Genomic DNA, 16785 nt, shown 5'->3' on the forward strand with positions numbered 1-16785 from the left:
AAAGTGAGGTAGAGGGTGAATGCATGCTGGATAAACTAGTCACCGAAACCCGGAATGAACGAACCATGAACCTAGATGAGATGTCGATTATGGAAGTCCTGCAGGTGATGAATGAGGAAGACAGCAAGGTTCCGCAGGCGATCAAGAGCCAGCTTCCCAAAATCGAACAAGCCATCCAGCTGGTCATTCAGTCATTCAGAAAAGGGGGACGGCTCATTTACGTAGGGGCTGGCACGAGCGGACGCCTGGGCATCCTCGATGCAGTGGAGTGTCAACCTACCTTTGGTACTGATTTTGATATGGTTCGCGGCTTGATCGCAGGAGGCACCGATGCCTTTACCACGGCGGTGGAAGGGGCGGAGGATGATCAGGGACAGGGAGCGAAGGATCTGGAGGAGATCCACCTGTCTCCTCTGGATACGGTCATTGGCATCGCGGCTAGCGGACGCACGCCCTATGTCATCGGGGCGCTACAGCACGCCAAGCGGGTCGGGGCGAGCACAGCGAGTCTGGCTTGCAATAAGGACGCTGAGATCAGCCGATACGCGGATGTGTCCATCGAGGTCGTGCCCGGACCCGAGATCTTGACGGGCTCCACACGATTGAAGGCAGGATCGGCGCAAAAGCTGGTGCTCAACATGATCTCTACCTGCTCCATGATCGGAATCGGCAAGGTGTACAAAAATTTGATGGTCGATGTGCAGCCTACCAATCAAAAGCTGGTCGAGCGTTCCAAGCTGATCATCATGCAGGCGACGGATGCCAGCTATGAAGAGGCAGCGCAGGTCTACGAGCAAGCAAACGGCAATGTGAAAGCGGCGATCGTCATGGTACTGACCCGTTGCTCGTATGCGGAAGCGGTGGAGCGTTTGGAAAAGGCAGAGGGCTTCGTCCGCAAAGCGATATAACGATACGGATACACACTTTTTATATAGAAAAAGGGGGATGAAGTATGAAAGTTCTGTTTGTCTGCTCCGCTGGTATGTCGAGTGCCATCGTGGTGAATGCGCTGAAAAAAGAGGCGGAAAAACAAGGGCTGCAGGTGGAAGTGAAAGCGGTCAGCACACAGGAATTTGGAGAGGAGGTGAAGCAGGGCTGGGATGTCGCCATGGTCGCTCCGCAAGTCAGACACCGTTTTGATCAGTTAAAGCAGGAAGCGGATGCCGCGCAGGTGCCATGCGAGCTGATTCCGCCGCAAGCCTATACACCATTAGGCGGTCCGCTGCTCTATAAAAAAGTGATCGAATTGGCAAAGAAATCGTAAATCTTTTGAGGGGAATCAGGGGGGATTTGCATGGACAAGATTGTCAATTTTCTGGATCAGCACTTTTCCGGACCAGTTGCCCGGCTAGCGGAGCAACGTCATTTGCGAGCGATCCGTGACGGTGTGATCTCAGCCTTGCCGTTCATCATCATCGGCAGCTTCTTTCTGATTATTGCGTTTCCGCCTGTGCCGCAGGACTCTGCCATCGCCCTGTGGGCAAAAGCGCATGTAGCCGACATCTTGATTCCTTATCGTCTCACGATGTTTATCATGTCGCTGTACATTGCATTCGGGATCGGGCACAATCTGGCCAAAAGCTATAATCTGGATACGCTGGCAGGGGCGCAAATCGCGATCTGTGCGTACTTGCTGACCATCATGCCAAAGGTCATGGACGGCGTTGGCTTTGTCCTGCCGATGAGCAATCTGGGCGGCCACGGACTGTTCGTAGCGATGCTCTCTTCGATTTTCGCGGTAGAAGTGCTGCGCATTTGCAAGCAGAACAAATTTACCATCAAAATGCCAGATCAGGTGCCGCCATCTTTGATTCGTTCGTTTGAAGCACTTATCCCCATCGGTATCGTTATTATCATCATGAGCCTGCTCACGGTTGTCTTGGGCCTTGATCTGCATGCATTGGTGGATAAAGCGGTTGGCCCGCTTGTATCTGCCGGAGATAGCTTGCCGGGTATCTTGATCCCGATCTTTTTGATCACGTTCTTCTGGTCCTTCGGGATTCACGGTGTCTCCATCGTGGGAACGATCGCGCGTCCGCTGTGGGAAGTGTACCTCGCGAAAAATGCGGAAGCCGTTGCGGCAGGGCAGCCGATCCCACACGTAGCCCCAGAGACGTTCTTCCAATGGTTCGTCTGGATCGGTGGCTCCGGTGCCACGCTGGGCTTGGTGCTGTGCATGCTTTTCTTTGCAAAAACCCAGTATACCAAGACACTGGGCCGAACCGTTTTGGCTCCAGGCATCTTCAATATTAACGAACCGGTCATTTTCGGGATGCCAATCGTGTTGAACCCGACCTTGATCATTCCGTTTGTCATCGTGCCGCTTGTCAATGCAACCATTGCCTACTTTGCAACCGTTCTCGGCTTGGTGAATCCGACTTATATCATGCCGCCGTGGACGTTGCCGGCACCGATTGGAGCATATCTGGCTACAGGCGGCGACTGGCGAGCCATTGTGCTTGTCCTGATCAACATCACGATTTCCTTTGTTATCTACCTGCCATTCTTCAAAATGTACGAGAAGAAGCTGATGGAACAGGAAAAAGAAGCAGCAGGTGAAGGAGTTACCGCATAACGCAAAGAACGTGTAAGCAAACCATATGCATCCTGGAGGGGTATAGATGGAAGAGAGCAAATTCATCCGCTTTCGCTTTAAGAGCGCCTTGTTTTTTCTGACGTTTGCGGTGGTGTGCAATCTACTCTGTACCCCTCTATTGCTTGCGATGGGGCTGTCCAAGCAGCTGGCGATGTTCCTCATCAACAGCATCGCTGGCAGCATCGGTGTAGCCATCGTGGTCCTGGTGCTGGAAGGCAGGTACAAGGGAAGAATGCATGCCCTGCGTTTTTGTCTGGGGACAGCGGTGATCGTGTTTGCGTCTTGCTACTATTTGGTATACCTGAGCTAGGGGGGAGAGCATATGCGGAAAGAGGGAGTAAAGATCGTCACGATCGGCGGCGGCTCCAGCTATACGCCTGAGCTGGTCGAAGGCTTTATCAAGCGCTATGCGGAATTGCCCGTCCGTGAATTGTGGCTGACAGATATCCCCGAGGGCAAGGAAAAGCTCGAGATCGTGGGGAATTTGGCCAGGCGAATGGTGAAAAAAGCCGGGGTGCCGATGGAGATCCATCTGACCCTGGAGCGAAAAGAGGCATTGCCTGGCGCCGATTTTGTCACCACCCAGATGCGTGTCGGTCGGCTGGAAGCACGCATCAAAGATGAACGGATTCCGCTGTCGCACGGCATCATCGGCCAGGAGACGAATGGCGCTGGCGGATTGTTCAAAGGCTTGCGCACGATTCCGGTGCTGCTGGCGATCGCAGAAGAAATGCAACAGCTTTGTCCCGATGCCTGGCTGATCAATTTCACCAATCCTGCAGGCATGGTGACAGAGGCGTTGCTGCGCTACGGGAAGCATCTCAAGGTGCTGGGCATTTGCAATGTTCCGATCACGACCAGGATGACGATCGCATCCATGCTGGGTGTCGAGGCAGATCGCCTGCATATCGATTTTGCCGGCTTGAATCATCTGGTCTACGGGCTGCGTGTCACGGTGGACGGCGAAGAGGTGACGGGACAAGTATTGGAGCTGTTGGCCGACCCGGAAAAGCAGCTGTCGATGCGCAACATTGCCCCGATGCCGTGGGAGCCAACCTTCCTGAAAGCATTGGGTGTGATCCCATGTCCGTATCACCGTTATTACTACAAGACCGAGCAGATTCTGGCGGAAGAGCTGAAACAGTTTGCGGCAGGAACCACCCGTGCCGAGGTGGTGAAGAAGCTGGAGGATGACCTGTTCGCCCTGTACCAGGATGAACAGCTCGAAACCAAGCCGGACATTCTGGCGAAGCGGGGCGGTGCCTATTACAGCGACGCTGCCTGCAGCCTGATCTCTTCCCTTTACAATGATAAGCACGATATCCATACCCTGAATATCCGCAACAATGGCACGATTGAGGGGATTCCGGATGAATCGGCCGTAGAGGTGAATTGCATCGTAACCAAGGAAGGTCCCAAGCCCATACCGGTCGGAGCGCTTCCGGAAGCGGTAAATGGACTGGTGCAGCAAATCAAGTCCTTTGAACGGGTAGCCGCAGAAGCAGCCGTCACAGGCTCCTACGACAAAGCATTGCTGGCGATGACCATCAATCCGCTGGTACCAAGCGACTCCATCGCCAAGACGGTATTGGATGAAATGCTTGCGGCACATCAGGAATTTCTGCCGCAGTTTGGCAAACACCTACAAGAAATGATGGGATGAAGATGGGATACATCATCGGGTTAATGTCGGGGACCTCGCTGGATGGAATCGATGCGGCGCTGACGAGAATCGAGGGCAGTGGGATGGAAACAAAAGTCGAGCTGATCGATTTTCTGACGCTGCCCTTTTCCAATGAAATCAAACGGGAAATCATGGCGGGGACCTCGCCGGAGCTGTCCAATGTGCAGCTCCTTTGCAGTTTGAATGTGAAGCTGGGGGAGCTGTTTGCGGACGCTGTGGAAGCGATTTGCCGGAAAAACAGCCTTCCTTTTTCACAGCTGACGGCCATCGGCTCCCACGGCCAGACCATGTACCATCAGCCTATGCAGGAAGGCAAATATGTCCCGTCCACCCTGCAAATCGGGGAACCGGCCATCATCGCTTACCGGACGAACACATTGGTGGTTTCCAATTTCCGTACGATGGATATGGCAGCTGGCGGTCAGGGAGCGCCGCTTGTGCCGTATACCGAGCTGATCCTGTACCGCGATGAGCAAAAATCGCGGCTGCTGCAGAATATCGGCGGCATTGGCAATGTGACGGTCATCCCCAAAGGGGCGGCGGGAGATGATGTTTATGCTTTTGACACGGGGCCGGGCAATATGATCATCGATGAGCTTTGCAGGATGCTCTTTGATCTGCCCTATGACAAAAATGGCGAGCTGGCTGCACAGGGTACGGTGGACCAAGCGCTGCTGGCTTCCTGCATGCGGCTGCCGTTTCTCACCCAGTCACCGCCGAAATCAACGGGCCGGGAATTGTTCGGCAAGCATTTTGTGGAGCGGTTGGTCCGGGCGTTCGCTCATGTGTCAAAGCATGATCTGTTAGCGACCATGACGATGTTTACCGCTGCATCAATCGCAGAAAGCTACAAGCAATTTGTTTTTCCTAAGCAGCATATCGATGAAGTCATCATCGGCGGCGGAGGCAGCTACAATTTGACGCTTCTGCGTATGCTCCGCGAGAGGCTGGGCGAGAATTGCCGGGTATTGACCCAGGAAGATCTCGGTTTTTCCTCGGAAGCAAAGGAGGCAATCGCCTTTGCGATCCTTGCCAATGAAACACTGCATCGGCTTCCGGGAAATTTGCCGTCTGCTACCGGGGCAAGAGAACCCGTGATCCTGGGGAATCTCACTTTGCCGCCAAGAACCACACAGAGAGGGAATCAAGAGGGAGGGATTGGAGATGGATCATTTAAAAAAGGATGAGGAGTCCATTTTCAACATTATCGTACATAGCGGAAACGCGCGCGGCTATGCGTTTGAAGCAATGGAGGCGGCGGAGCAGTACGATTTTGCCAAAGCGGACGAACTGATGCGCCAGTCAAACGAAGAGCTGCGTCTGGCCCATGAAACCCAAACGACGTTGATTCAGGCAGAGCTGAATGGCGAAGGGCCGGAAAAATCACTGCTCATGATTCATGCTCAGGACCACTTGATGACCGCGATGAGCGAGCAAAAGCTGATCGAGCATATGATCCGTATCGTGAAAAAAATAAAGGAGGAGTGCCAGTCATGAACCGTCTGGGCATCTCCATCTATCCGGAGCATTCGACGCCTGAGCAGGATCAGGCTTACATCGCGCTCGCACACAAGCACGGCTACACCCGCATCTTTACATGTCTGCTTTCCGTCGAAGGCGACCAGGAAACGATCATGAAAGGCTTTCGAGATACGATTGCCTATGCCAATCAGCTGGGCATGGAGGTCATCGTGGACATCGCCCCGCGTGTCTTTGGCGCATTGGGCATCTCGTATCAGGATCTCTCCTTCTTCCATCAGCTTGGGGCGTACGGCATTCGCATGGACTTGGGCTTTACCGGCAACGAAGAGTCGATCATGACCCATAATCCGTATGGGCTGAAAATCGAGCTGAATATGAGCAGCGGCACCAAATATATCGACAACATCATGACCTATCAGCCGAATCGCGACAATCTGATCGGTTCGCATAACTTTTATCCGCATCGCTACTCGGGTCTGTCGCTGAAGCACTTCCTCAGCTGCAGCGAGCAGTTCAAGCAATACGGCATTCGCACATCCGCGTTTGTCAACGCCCGGACGGCCACCTACGGTCCCTGGCCGATCATGGAGGGCTTGTGCAGCCTGGAGATGCACCGGACGCTGCCGATTGATGTCCAAGCCAAGCATCTCTTTGCCACCGGGCTGATTGATGATGTGATCATCGCCAACGCCTATGCCACGGAGGAAGAGCTGCAGCTGCTGCAGCAAGTGAAGCCGGGGATGCTGACGTTCAAGGCCGATCTGTATGAGACGATTACCGACTTGGAACGGAAAATCGTGCTGGAAGAGCTGCACTTTTACCGCGGGGATGTATCGGATTATTTGATCCGTTCAACGCAATCGCGGGTGAAATACAAGGCGGAGGAATTCAAGCCGACGTATACGCCGCCGATTCGCCGCGGCGATATCCTGATCGAAAACGAGCTGTACGGCCAATACAAAGGGGAACTGCAAATCGCCCTGCAGGACATGGAGAACTCCGGCAAGACAAATGTGGTCGGACGTATCGCGGAAGAGGAGCTTTTCCTGTTGGATTACCTGCAGCCATGGAGCAAATTTGCCTTCTCCGCAACCGCCAAGTAGGAGGCTGGTGATGGATTACATCATCGGTGTCGATGGCGGCGGGACGAAAACGGAAGCGATCGCCTACAGCATGCGGGGGGAAGAAGTAAGCCGCGCTGCCAGCGGCTTCGCCAATGTCCTCGTGGACGCACCGAAGGCGATCGGGCATATCCTCGAGGCGGTTCGCGCGTGCATCGCGGCTGCTCCGTCAGAGGGTACGTGCCGGTTTTTGGGGCTGGGTCTTGCGGGGATCGACAGCGGCAAGCATCGAGATCGTTTGGAACAAGCTTTGCAGGAAAGCTTTTCGTTTCCGTACCAGATTGTCAATGATGCCCGGCTCGCTCACGCTGCAGCCTTGCAAGGCAAAGACGGCATCCTCACGATAGCCGGAACGGGCTCAGTCGCTTTCGGGCTCAAAGCGGGCGACAGCCAGATGACCGGAGCATGGGGGCATCTGCTGGGCGATGAGGGGAGCGGGTACTGGATTGTCATGGAAGCGTTTCGGCAGATGATCCGGGAAGAGGAATGCGACCTTTCGCTCGGGTCTTTGAGTAGGGTGCTGATGGAGCGTCTGGCGATTAAAGCGGTACCGGAGATCAAGCGATTTGTGTACGGAGCTGCCAAAGGGGAAATTGCAGCGTTGGTTCCGGCGGTGGTCGAGACAGCCGGGCAGGGAGATGCTTTTGCCTCCTCGCTATTGCGGTCTGCCGGGAAGGAACTCGCGGAGATGACCCTGCGCTTGTATCGGAAGCAGGGATTTGCGGAGAAGGAGTATGTGCCGATTGCTCTAAAGGGAAGCATCTTGACCAAGATTCCGCTGGTTCAGGAGGCGTTTCTGCAGACAATGCGTACAGCGATTCCGACAGCCCAGTTTGTCATTGACGAAGGCTCTGCTGCAAAAGGGGCGTATTATCTGGCTTTACAGCAGTTTTCATAGAGTAAATTACGATGAAAAGGGATGCCATTCGTGGGCATCCCTTTTTTATCGTGAGCAGGTTAGGTTGAGCGGGTTTTATTTATATAGCCGCCCTCTCTTCTCTTCCCCACCACAATGATGGAACCAAAAAAGAAAAGGCTTATGTAAAGTGCCTGTCCGCAGAATCTTAAAAGAAGCTTAACAATTCATAAACATCCGCACAACATAGGACAGGTATAGTTAACTCATGAAAGAAAACAAGGAAACATTAGGGGAGGATTTTTCACTCATGAAACGTATGAGCAAGTTGTTCATGGCTTTTGCATTTGCTGCCACTGTCTTGGCCGGATGTGGTACTGGTAGCACATCGTCCACACCTGCACCTGCAACGACAGAACAACCAAAACAAGAAGCAAGTCAAGCTGCAGCACCTAGCAGCGAGCAGACCACTTCCAGTGAACCGGTTACCGCTGTTGGTTCTACTGCAATGCAACCCCTTGTTGAACAGGCTGCAAAAGATTTCATGGCGAAAAACGCTGGCGCACAAATCCAAGTGCAAGGCGGCGGTAGCGGTACAGGCTTGAGCCAAGTGGCTGAAGGCGCTGCAACGATCGGTAACTCTGATATTTTTGCAGAAGAGAAAAAAGGCATTCCAGCAAATGAACTGGTAGACCATAAAGTGGCTGTAGTCGGCATGGTTGCCGCAGTTAGCCCAAAAGTAGGCATCGATAATCTCACGAAACAACAATTGATTGATATCTTTACCGGCAAAATCACCAACTGGAAAGAAGTTGGCGGCGCTGATATGAAAGTGACGCTGGTAAACCGTCCGAAGAGCTCCGGTACCCGCGCTACTTTCCACACATTTGCTCTGGATAAAAATGAAGAGGCTGAAGGCATCACAGAGGATTCCTCCGGTACTGTTCGCAAAATCATCGCAGAAACTCCTGGCGCAATCGGTTACTTGGCCCTGTCTTACATCGATGACTCTGTAAAAGCGTTGAAATTGGATGGCGTAGAAGCGAATGCAGAAAACATTTCCACCAACAAATACCCAGTGTGGGCTTATGAGCACATGTATACAAAAGGTGAGCCAACTGGTACTGCGAAAGCATTCCTCGACTACATCCTGAGTGAAGAAGTGCAAAAGAAAACCGTTACTGAGCTTGGTTTCTTGCCTGTAACGGATATGAAAGTGGAACGTGACGCTGAAGGGAAAATCAAATAAGCAAGCAACTACCTAACCAAATAGAAAAGAGGGGTATACGCTACCCCTCATTCTGTTTGTTTTCGGAGGGAGATATATGAGCCATCAGGGTACTGAAGGAACATTGTTGACGAACAATGTGCAGACAAACAACATAGAGAATGCAACCGCCGTTACTGCGATCCAGCAAAAACTGACCACTCGCAATCGTAATATATATAGAGAAAACCTATTCGGGCGTATTGTTGCGTTAATTTGCGCAGCGTTATTAATTCTGCTTGTTCTTTCCATTACGTATTTTATCGCCTCAAAAGGATTGTCTACCTTCTTCGTAGATGGAGTCAGCATAAAAGAGTTTTTGACCGGATTGAAGTGGGATCCAGAGGATGAGCCTGCGCAATTTGGTGTATTTCCCTTTATTTTAGGTTCGTTTTTGGTCACTCTGCTTGCAGCGGTGATTGCGGCGCCGCTTGGGATTGGCGCTGCCATTTTCATGACCGAGATTTCTCCGGGATTCGGAAAACGGGTATTGAAACCTGTTATTGAGTTATTGGTGGGGATCCCATCCGTTGTCTATGGTTACGTGGGATTAACCCTGTTGGTTCCTTTTATCCGGGAACAGTTTGAAGTGTTGGGCTTCAGCGTATTGGCTGGTGGCTGCGTGTTGGCATTGATGATCTTGCCAACCATTACAAGTGTGACAACAGATGCGATTGAAGCGGTACCGCAGGATTTGCGAAATGCCTCCTTGGCGTTGGGTGCGACACGCTGGCAGACGATCTGGAATGTGGTGCTGCATAGTGCCTTGCCTGGCTGCCTGACCGCCGTTGTCCTGGGGATGGCGCGCGCGTTTGGGGAAGCGCTGGCGGTTCAGATGGTGATTGGGAATACTACGAAATTGCCAGAGAGCATTCTCGATCCGATCAGCACGCTGACAAGCGGAATCACCCTGAACATGGGAAATACCATTGCCGGTACGCCGTATAACAATGCACTGTGGTCTATGGCATTGATTCTGCTCCTCATGTCGTTTGCATTCATTATGATTCTTCGCATCATGGGCAGAAAGAAGCTGAGTAACCGATGAAAGTAAAAGCAAAATCGCTTGATCATATAGCTACCTTTCTTTTGACCACCATCGCGGTACTGATCATTGGCGTATTGGTCTTGATGGTTGGATATATTTTGACCAAAGGCTATGACAAGTTCACCTTTGATTTCCTTACCTCGCCCCCGAATATCTCTGAGGCGGGGGGAGGAATTGGCCCTCAATTGTTCAACTCGTTTTACCTGTTGGTTTTGACGATGATCATTGCCCTGCCGTTGGGAGTCGGAGCAGGGATTTACATGGCTGAATACGCGCCGAATAACAAGTTTACTCAATACATTCGGATCAGTATTGAAGTGTTGTCTTCCTTGCCCTCCATTGTCATCGGTCTTTTCGGATTGCTCGTCTTCGTGACGATGACCGGTTGGGGATATACGCTGCTATCCGGTGCGTTAGCCTTAACCGTGTTTAATTTGCCGCTGCTCGTCCGTATCACGGAAGACGCTCTGCGCAACGTTCCTCCGAGTCAAAAGGAGGCAAGCTTGGCCTTGGGCATATCCAAATGGAAAACGATCACCTCGGTCATGCTGCCGGCAGCTTTGCCCGGGATCATCACCGGTTCGATTTTGGCATCGGGACGTGTATTTGGAGAAGCGGCAGCGCTGTTATTTACGGCGGGTATGTCTTCACCTGACTTGAATTTTAATACGTTTGACTTGAACGGCCCTACCTCGCCCCTTAACCCGTTCCGCCCGGCCGAGACCTTGGCGGTTCATATTTGGAAGGTAAATAGTGAGGGATTGACCCCTGACGCCCGTGACGTAGCGGATGGGGCAGCTGCGATTTTGGTGTTGGCAGTCCTGCTGTTCAACCTGTTTGCCCGTTGGTTCGGAACGTGGATTTACAACAAAATTACTTCGGGTGCCAGACGATAGGAAGAGGGGGAGCTAACATGCTTGTAAATGAGGCTCAGCAAACAGTCATCAAAACAACGGATCTATCTGTCTACTATGGCGAAAAACAAGCGTTAAAGCAGATTCATATGGATATCGAACGGAATTCGGTTACGGCTTTCATCGGTCCTTCTGGCTGTGGAAAATCCACCTTTCTGCGCAGTCTGAACCGGATGAACGAATTGATTCCGAACTGTCGGGTAGAAGGATCCATCCAGATCGACGGGATTGAGGTCAATACCGACAGTGTTCCGATTGAGGGACTTCGCAAAACCGTGGGAATGGTTTTTCAACGCGCGAACCCATTCTTTAAATCGATCTATGAAAATATTGCGTTTGCGCCGCGTTTTCACGGGATGAAAAACAAGGGTGATCTTGATCATCTCGTGGAGCAAAGCTTGCGAAAAGCAGCATTGTGGGATGAGGTAAAGGACCGTTTGCATGATTCCGCGCTGGCGCTTTCGGGTGGACAGCAGCAGCGTCTCTGCATCGCGCGTACGATTGCTACGGATCCAGCCGTTTTATTGCTAGACGAACCTGCATCTGCGCTGGACCCGATATCGACATTGAAAATTGAAGAGCTGATCGTGGAGTTGAAGGATGAATATACGATCGTGATTGTCACCCACAATTTGCATCAAGCAGCACGCATTTCCAACCAGACGGCCTTCTTCCTGATGGGCGAATTAGTGGAGATGGGGAATACGTCGAATCTGTTTACCTCACCGCAAGATAAGCGCACGGAAGATTATATCAGCGGAAAGTTTGGTTGAGAAATGGCCCCGCATCATCCGGGAGGGATGAGAGCGGGGCCATTTTTTAATCGAAGCCTTTTTCAGTCGATAAGAATTTATAAAATTCTCATCGACATAAGAGCAACTAAGCTCCGCCAAGTCTTTGGCGGAGCTTAGTTTTTTCTAATTTTTCTCAGCATGTCCTAAATCAAAGTAATTGATTTCTTGCTCCAGGGTGGTCACGACCTGTAACAGCTGCTGTGAACTTTGCAGGAAGTGCTGGGAGATAGACGCGCTTTCCTGAGTGGCCGCGACGGCTTGCTGGGAGACGGAAGCGACGGTTTCAAAGGAATGAGCAAGCTGGGTGATTTCGTTCTGGATACATTGATTTTTCGTGTGAATGGATGCCGAAGAGTTGGTGATATCTGCAAAACAATCATGCAGCCCTTTGATGTTGGTTGCGATTTGTTTGATATTGGCGGCTGTCTCTTCAAGGGTAACCAGGCCCTCGCTGGTGGTCTGATCTGTCTGCGCCATTTTCACGGTAACGATCTCCACTTTGTCCTGGATCACCTTCAATAGGTCTGCGATTTGGATGGTGGCTTCTTCCGTATGTTCGGACAGCTTGCGAATTTCTTCCGCTACGACGCCAAACCCTAATCCGGCCTGCCCCGCACGGGAAGCTTCGATTCGCGCATTCAGGGACAGGAGCTTCGTTTTTTTCGAGATATCCGTAATCCAGGACAGGATATGATTCACCTCATGTACACTGGAGTGCAGATCCGTAAAAGCATGCGTGGATGCTTCCATATTGTGTACGACCCTTTGCATCTTGCCGTTCAGCTCGGTGATCGAATGATTGACCTCGGAAGCGCCTTGATGGGCTTGGTTGTTATAGCTGGCTGCCAGCTGGATTTGCTGGTGAATTTCCTGGACTTCGTTTGCAATGGTATCGATAATTTCCTGGAGCTCGTTCACACGTTCTTTCTGCTTTTCCATATCGAGGGAAAGAGAGTCGGTGATCTGCACGATTTCATTTTGCATCCCAAACGAATGCTGGGAGCTCGCGGTCACATCGAGAGCAATATCCCTTACATCGACGGCGGCTGTGGAAATCTGCATGAGAATGTCACGGACCTTTTGGCTCATGGTGTTAAAGCTGATCGCCAGACTTCCGATTTCATCAGAGGACGAAGGCTCCAGGCGCTGGGACAAATCCCCTTCGCTCAGCTTCACCATTTTGGCTTGTATATCCTGGATCGGGTGTACGATGCGCCGTGCAAAGAAATAGATGCCTAACCATAAAAGGGCGATGCCGATCACGGAGACCATGATAATGATCAGCTGCAATTTGACTGCATCGGCCCGAACCTCTTCGGTTGTTTGTGCGACGACGACTCCCCAGTTCAGCTTAGGCAGGTATTCATATGCCGAAAGATAAGCGGTTCCTTCTCTTGCGAATTCTCCAATTCCGGATTTCCCTTGCATGACCTGCTGAACCACACTGAGGTCAGCCAGAGAAGGGCGGGAGAGCGCATAGGTTTTTTCCGGATAGGCGACAACCTTTCCTTGATGGTCGACGATGAACACATACCCGGATTGCCCAATCTTGATGTTCTCTACAAATGTATTCAGGTTGGCGATGGATACAAAGGCTACCAGTACACCTTTGGCTTCCTCGTCATCACCTGAATAGAGCGGGACGGATATCGCAAATTTCGGGAACTCCGTTTTTGAATATTGGAAGATGTCCGAGATAAAGACCTTTTTTTGCTGGAGCGCACCGGTGTACCAGTCCGATGTGCGAGGGTCATAGCTGGAATCTGTTGGTGAACCGGGAAATGTTAAATATTTTCCGTCTGTGGTCGCCAGCTGCAGCTCGGAGATATCGGGATTGTTGGCCTTCATGCTGGTGAAAATCTCAAAAGCCGCACCGTTGGATATCGTGCTGTTTTGGTAAGTGGCGGAAAACGTTTGTAAGGAGGAGACGATGCTGCCCAATCTTGAATCGACTTCCTTTACGGATGAAATCGAGGCTTCTTGCAATTGATTTATCGTCTTCGCTTCCATCATTGCCTGAGCTTGAAGCTGGATAAAGATTGCAACCATGGCCATCATCAAGACAACCATGAGGGAAATTCCAAGCAAAAGCCGACGTAAAATGGTTTGATTAAACACCCAGTATCCACCCCTCACTCAATTAGACCTAGTACAATTGTAGTAGTGGCAAATGGCATAGTCGATGAGGTTAACGGATTCTTTACCAAGGCTTTACATTCGGACAATATTAAGCTTTTGAAAAAAAATTAATAATTTCTTAATATCAACTCCATATTACGATTAAGCTGTTTCGGTAGAATGGGAATCGGGCTGACTAACGTGTTGGAAAGAGGAGAGAACATAGATGGCAGATGTGATCAAGGTTAGTGAACTTAATCTTTACTATGGCCAACATCATGCATTGACGGATATAAAGATGGATATTGAAGAGAAAAGTATCACCGCCTTTATTGGCCCATCCGGATGTGGAAAGTCAACTTTTTTACGTACATTAAACCGGATGAATGACATGATCCCGAATGTGCGTATAACCGGCACTGTTAAGGTAGCAGGAAAAAACATTTACGATAAAGACGTTGAGGTGGAAAGTCTTCGCAAGGACATCGGCATGGTTTTTCAGCATCCGAATCCGTTTCCGAAGAGTATCTATGATAATATTGCTTATGGACCGCGGCTGCATGGCATCACCGATCGCAGCCGATTGGACGAAATCGTGGAAAAGAGCCTGAAGTCGGCAGCATTATGGGACGAGGTCAAGGATTCGCTGAAAAAGTCGGCTACCGGCCTGTCGGGTGGCCAACAGCAGCGGCTCTGCATCGCCCGCGCTCTCGCTGTCAATCCGCAAATCTTATTGATGGATGAGCCAACCTCTGCGCTAGACCCGATTTCCACGGCGAAAATCGAGGAGCTGCTGGATGAGCTGAAAGGCACGTACACGATCGTCATCGTGACGCACAATATGCAGCAGGCTGCCCGCATTTCTGACAAGACGGCGTTCTTCCTGACGGGAGAAGTGGTGGAATATGATGCGACTCCTGTCATCTTCCAAAATCCTTGTGATAAGCGGACTGAGGATTATATTACAGGCAGATTCGGATAACCAGTGGCAAGGAATAAAAGGAAGGGTATAATGAAAAGGCGTTTGCCATCGAAAAGATGGCACGCCTTTTTCTACATAGATGAAATTTACAGATAGAGAGGAGAACAGGCTGCTGTGGTTCTTGGTATCATTTCATTTCTGCTTTTTGTCGTTACGTTGGTCTTTGTCATCTGGCAGCCAAGAGGGTTATCGATCGCCTGGCCAGCTGTGGCAGGCGCTGTCCTTGCCTTGATCACGGGGGTGGTCTCTCTGGCTGATGTGTGGGAAGTCACCCGGATTGTCTGGAACGCGACGATATCATTGATCGGGATCATTGTGATCTCGCTGATCCTCGACGAGATCGGTTTTTTTGAATGGTCGGCCTTGCACATGGCCCGACTGGCACGGGGCAACGGACGGCTGATGTTCGTCTACATGGTCATCCTCGGGGCGCTGGTATCCGCCTTGTTTACGAATGACGGAGGCGTTTTGATCCTGACCCCGATCGTGCTTGCCCAGGTGCGAGCGTTGAAGCTTCCTCCCCACATGGTGCTGGCGTATATTCTCGCATGCGGATTTGTCGCCGATTCCACCTCGCTGCCTTTTGTAGTAAGCAATCTGGTCAATATTTTGTCCGCCGACTTTTTCCGGATCGGTTTTGGCGAATACGCCGCACGGATGGTCGTGCCCAATCTTTTCTCCATCATTGCCAGCCTTGGCGTGCTGCTGATCTTTTTTCGCAAAAGCATTCCGCTGCGCTACGAGCTGGCTCATTTGCCTGAACCGGTCAGCGTGTTGAAGGATCGCTCGCTTTTTCGCCTGTCGTGGGTGATTTTAAGCGTGCTGTTCCTAGGCTTTTTCCTGAGCGAATGGATGGGGATCCCCGTGTCCGCTTGCATTACGCTGGCGGCTGTCGTATTCTTTGTCGCTGCCCGCAGAAGCCAAAGCATCGAGACGGGACGAATATGGCGGGAAGCGCCTTGGGTTGTGGTCATCTTTTCGATCGGGATGTATGTCGTTGTCTGGGGATTGCATAATTCGGGCTTCACCGAGCTGGTTGCTGGGCTTATCCGCTTCTTCAGCGAACAGGGCTTGTATGCAGCGACTCTCGGCATGGGTTATCTGGCGGCGTTCCTATCCTCGCTGATGAACAATTTGCCCACCGTTATGTTTGATGCCCTGGCTATCGAGCAGGCGCAAACGTCCGGGTTGGTGCGAGAAGCATTGATTTACGCCAATGTGATCGGAAGCGATCTCGGACCCAAAATGACCCCAATCGGTTCGCTGGCTACGCTGATCTGGCTCCATGTGTTGGGGCGCAAAGGGGTACAAATCGATTGGTGGACTTACATGAAAACAGGGATCGTGCTGACGATTCCGACTCTGTTTATCACCTTGACCGGCCTATATCTGACGCTGCGTTTTCTGTAGCATTCGCACCCTCGGGATCCGTTCCCGGGGGTTTTGCTATTTGCCTCCGCATAGCATTTCATTCCATGGCAAAAATAGGGAGTGAATAAGTTGTCACAGAAAAAAGGAGGAAGACGAGATGTGGCAGGGATGGCCGCTGGAGCGGGTATTATTGTTGTTCGCCGGGCTTGCGTTTGCATTGATATTCATACAGGTAACCCTGTTTCACTCGCGCCAGAACTTTCGGCATTGGTCGATGTGGGTTCCGGTGATTGAGACTCCCTTGTTTGCGCTGGTGGGGATTGTTCTTGCCTTCTATCAGCCAGCCTGGCTGCGGTTAACCTTTGGTCTGCTAATGTGGCTGGGGCTTGGAGGAGGCCTTTTTGGGGCGTATCAGCATGCGGTCGGCGTCGGTCAGCGGGTCGGCGGGTATTCGCAACCCCAGAACTTTTTGGTTGGACCGCCGATCATACTGCCATTATTAATCAGTGCGATTTCAGCCTTAGGGCTGCTCGCGCTTTACTGGGGGTGACC

At 51.5% G+C, this 16785-nt stretch carries 17 protein-coding genes; 16 read left to right on the plus strand and 1 reads right to left on the minus strand.

The genetic code is table 11. The features are described 5' to 3' along the window. Positions 1-23: 23 nt before the first annotated feature. From murQ to pstB (EIZ37_RS15230), 13 genes are all read left to right on the plus strand, one after another. Positions 24-908 carry an N-acetylmuramic acid 6-phosphate etherase gene (gene murQ, locus EIZ37_RS15170; protein ID WP_134685579.1) on the plus strand — a complete coding sequence of 295 codons (885 nt, stop codon included), beginning with the start codon at positions 24-26 and terminating at the stop codon, positions 906-908. Positions 909-952: 44 nt separating this feature from the next. Then, positions 953-1264, plus strand: a complete 312-nt coding sequence (locus EIZ37_RS15175) for a PTS sugar transporter subunit IIB (RefSeq protein ID WP_134685581.1) — start codon at positions 953-955, stop codon at positions 1262-1264. Positions 1265-1294: 30 nt separating this feature from the next. Next, entirely contained in the window at positions 1295-2575 is a 1281-nt protein-coding gene (locus EIZ37_RS15180) for a PTS sugar transporter subunit IIC (RefSeq protein WP_134685583.1), read from the plus strand. 46 nt (positions 2576-2621) lie between these two features. Further along, positions 2622-2906, plus strand: a complete 285-nt coding sequence (locus EIZ37_RS15185) for a hypothetical protein (RefSeq protein WP_134685585.1) — start codon at positions 2622-2624, stop codon at positions 2904-2906. A 12-nt stretch (positions 2907-2918) separates the two neighbouring features. Then, positions 2919-4259 carry a 6-phospho-beta-glucosidase gene (locus EIZ37_RS15190; protein ID WP_134685587.1) on the plus strand — a complete coding sequence of 447 codons (1341 nt, stop codon included), beginning with the start codon at positions 2919-2921 and terminating at the stop codon, positions 4257-4259. 2 nt (positions 4260-4261) lie between these two features. Beyond that, positions 4262-5467, plus strand: a complete 1206-nt coding sequence (gene anmK, locus EIZ37_RS15195) for an anhydro-N-acetylmuramic acid kinase AnmK (protein WP_134685664.1) — start codon at positions 4262-4264, stop codon at positions 5465-5467. After that, the gene (locus tag EIZ37_RS15200) at positions 5445-5777 is read left to right on the plus strand and encodes a PTS lactose/cellobiose transporter subunit IIA (protein WP_134685589.1); all 333 of its coding nucleotides are present in this window, start codon (positions 5445-5447) and stop codon (positions 5775-5777) included. Before anmK ends, EIZ37_RS15200 begins: the two co-directional genes overlap by 23 nt. Next, a complete protein-coding gene (locus EIZ37_RS15205; protein WP_134685591.1) occupies positions 5774-6865 on the plus strand; it encodes a DUF871 domain-containing protein in 1092 nt (363 codons plus the stop codon). Before EIZ37_RS15200 ends, EIZ37_RS15205 begins: the two co-directional genes overlap by 4 nt. A gap of 10 nt (positions 6866-6875) precedes the next feature. Continuing rightward, entirely contained in the window at positions 6876-7781 is a 906-nt protein-coding gene (locus EIZ37_RS15210; RefSeq protein WP_134685593.1) for an N-acetylglucosamine kinase, read from the plus strand. 268 nt (positions 7782-8049) lie between these two features. Further along, complete coding sequence (locus EIZ37_RS15215; RefSeq protein WP_134685665.1) at positions 8050-8988, plus strand: phosphate ABC transporter substrate-binding protein; 939 nt, start codon at positions 8050-8052, stop codon at positions 8986-8988. A 76-nt stretch (positions 8989-9064) separates the two neighbouring features. Next, a complete protein-coding gene (pstC, locus tag EIZ37_RS15220) occupies positions 9065-10054 on the plus strand; it encodes a phosphate ABC transporter permease subunit PstC (protein WP_134685595.1) in 990 nt (329 codons plus the stop codon). Beyond that, entirely contained in the window at positions 10051-10950 is a 900-nt protein-coding gene (pstA, locus tag EIZ37_RS15225) for a phosphate ABC transporter permease PstA (protein WP_134685597.1), read from the plus strand. The genes pstC and pstA overlap by 4 nt, the downstream gene beginning before the upstream one ends. Before the next feature lie 17 nt (positions 10951-10967). Further along, positions 10968-11741: a phosphate ABC transporter ATP-binding protein PstB gene (gene pstB / locus EIZ37_RS15230; protein ID WP_134685599.1), complete on the plus strand. Its 774-nt coding sequence runs from the start codon at positions 10968-10970 to the stop codon at positions 11739-11741. A 144-nt stretch (positions 11742-11885) separates the two neighbouring features. Here pstB (EIZ37_RS15230) and EIZ37_RS15235 read toward each other — a convergent pair whose 3' ends face one another. Continuing rightward, positions 11886-13880 (minus strand): methyl-accepting chemotaxis protein, encoded by a 1995-nt coding sequence (locus tag EIZ37_RS15235; protein ID WP_134685601.1) that lies wholly within the window; start codon positions 13878-13880, stop codon positions 11886-11888. A 226-nt stretch (positions 13881-14106) separates the two neighbouring features. Between EIZ37_RS15235 and pstB (EIZ37_RS15240) the strand changes: the two genes are divergently transcribed. The 3 genes from pstB (EIZ37_RS15240) to EIZ37_RS15250 all read left to right on the plus strand — a co-directional run bounded on the left by pstB (EIZ37_RS15240) (position 14107) and on the right by EIZ37_RS15250 (position 16783). Then, positions 14107-14862: a phosphate ABC transporter ATP-binding protein PstB gene (gene pstB, locus EIZ37_RS15240; RefSeq protein WP_134685603.1), complete on the plus strand. Its 756-nt coding sequence runs from the start codon at positions 14107-14109 to the stop codon at positions 14860-14862. A 114-nt stretch (positions 14863-14976) separates the two neighbouring features. Further along, the gene (locus tag EIZ37_RS15245) at positions 14977-16272 is read left to right on the plus strand and encodes an arsenic transporter (protein WP_134685605.1); all 1296 of its coding nucleotides are present in this window, start codon (positions 14977-14979) and stop codon (positions 16270-16272) included. Positions 16273-16390: 118 nt separating this feature from the next. Further along, on the plus strand, positions 16391-16783 hold the full coding sequence (locus tag EIZ37_RS15250) for a hypothetical protein (protein WP_134685607.1): 393 nt from the start codon (positions 16391-16393) through the stop codon (positions 16781-16783). Positions 16784-16785: the final 2 nt, after the last annotated feature.

Origin of the sequence: Brevibacillus migulae (assembly GCF_004521915.1) — a bacterium.
GTDB lineage: Bacteria > Bacillota > Bacilli > Brevibacillales > Brevibacillaceae > Brevibacillus_F > Brevibacillus_F migulae.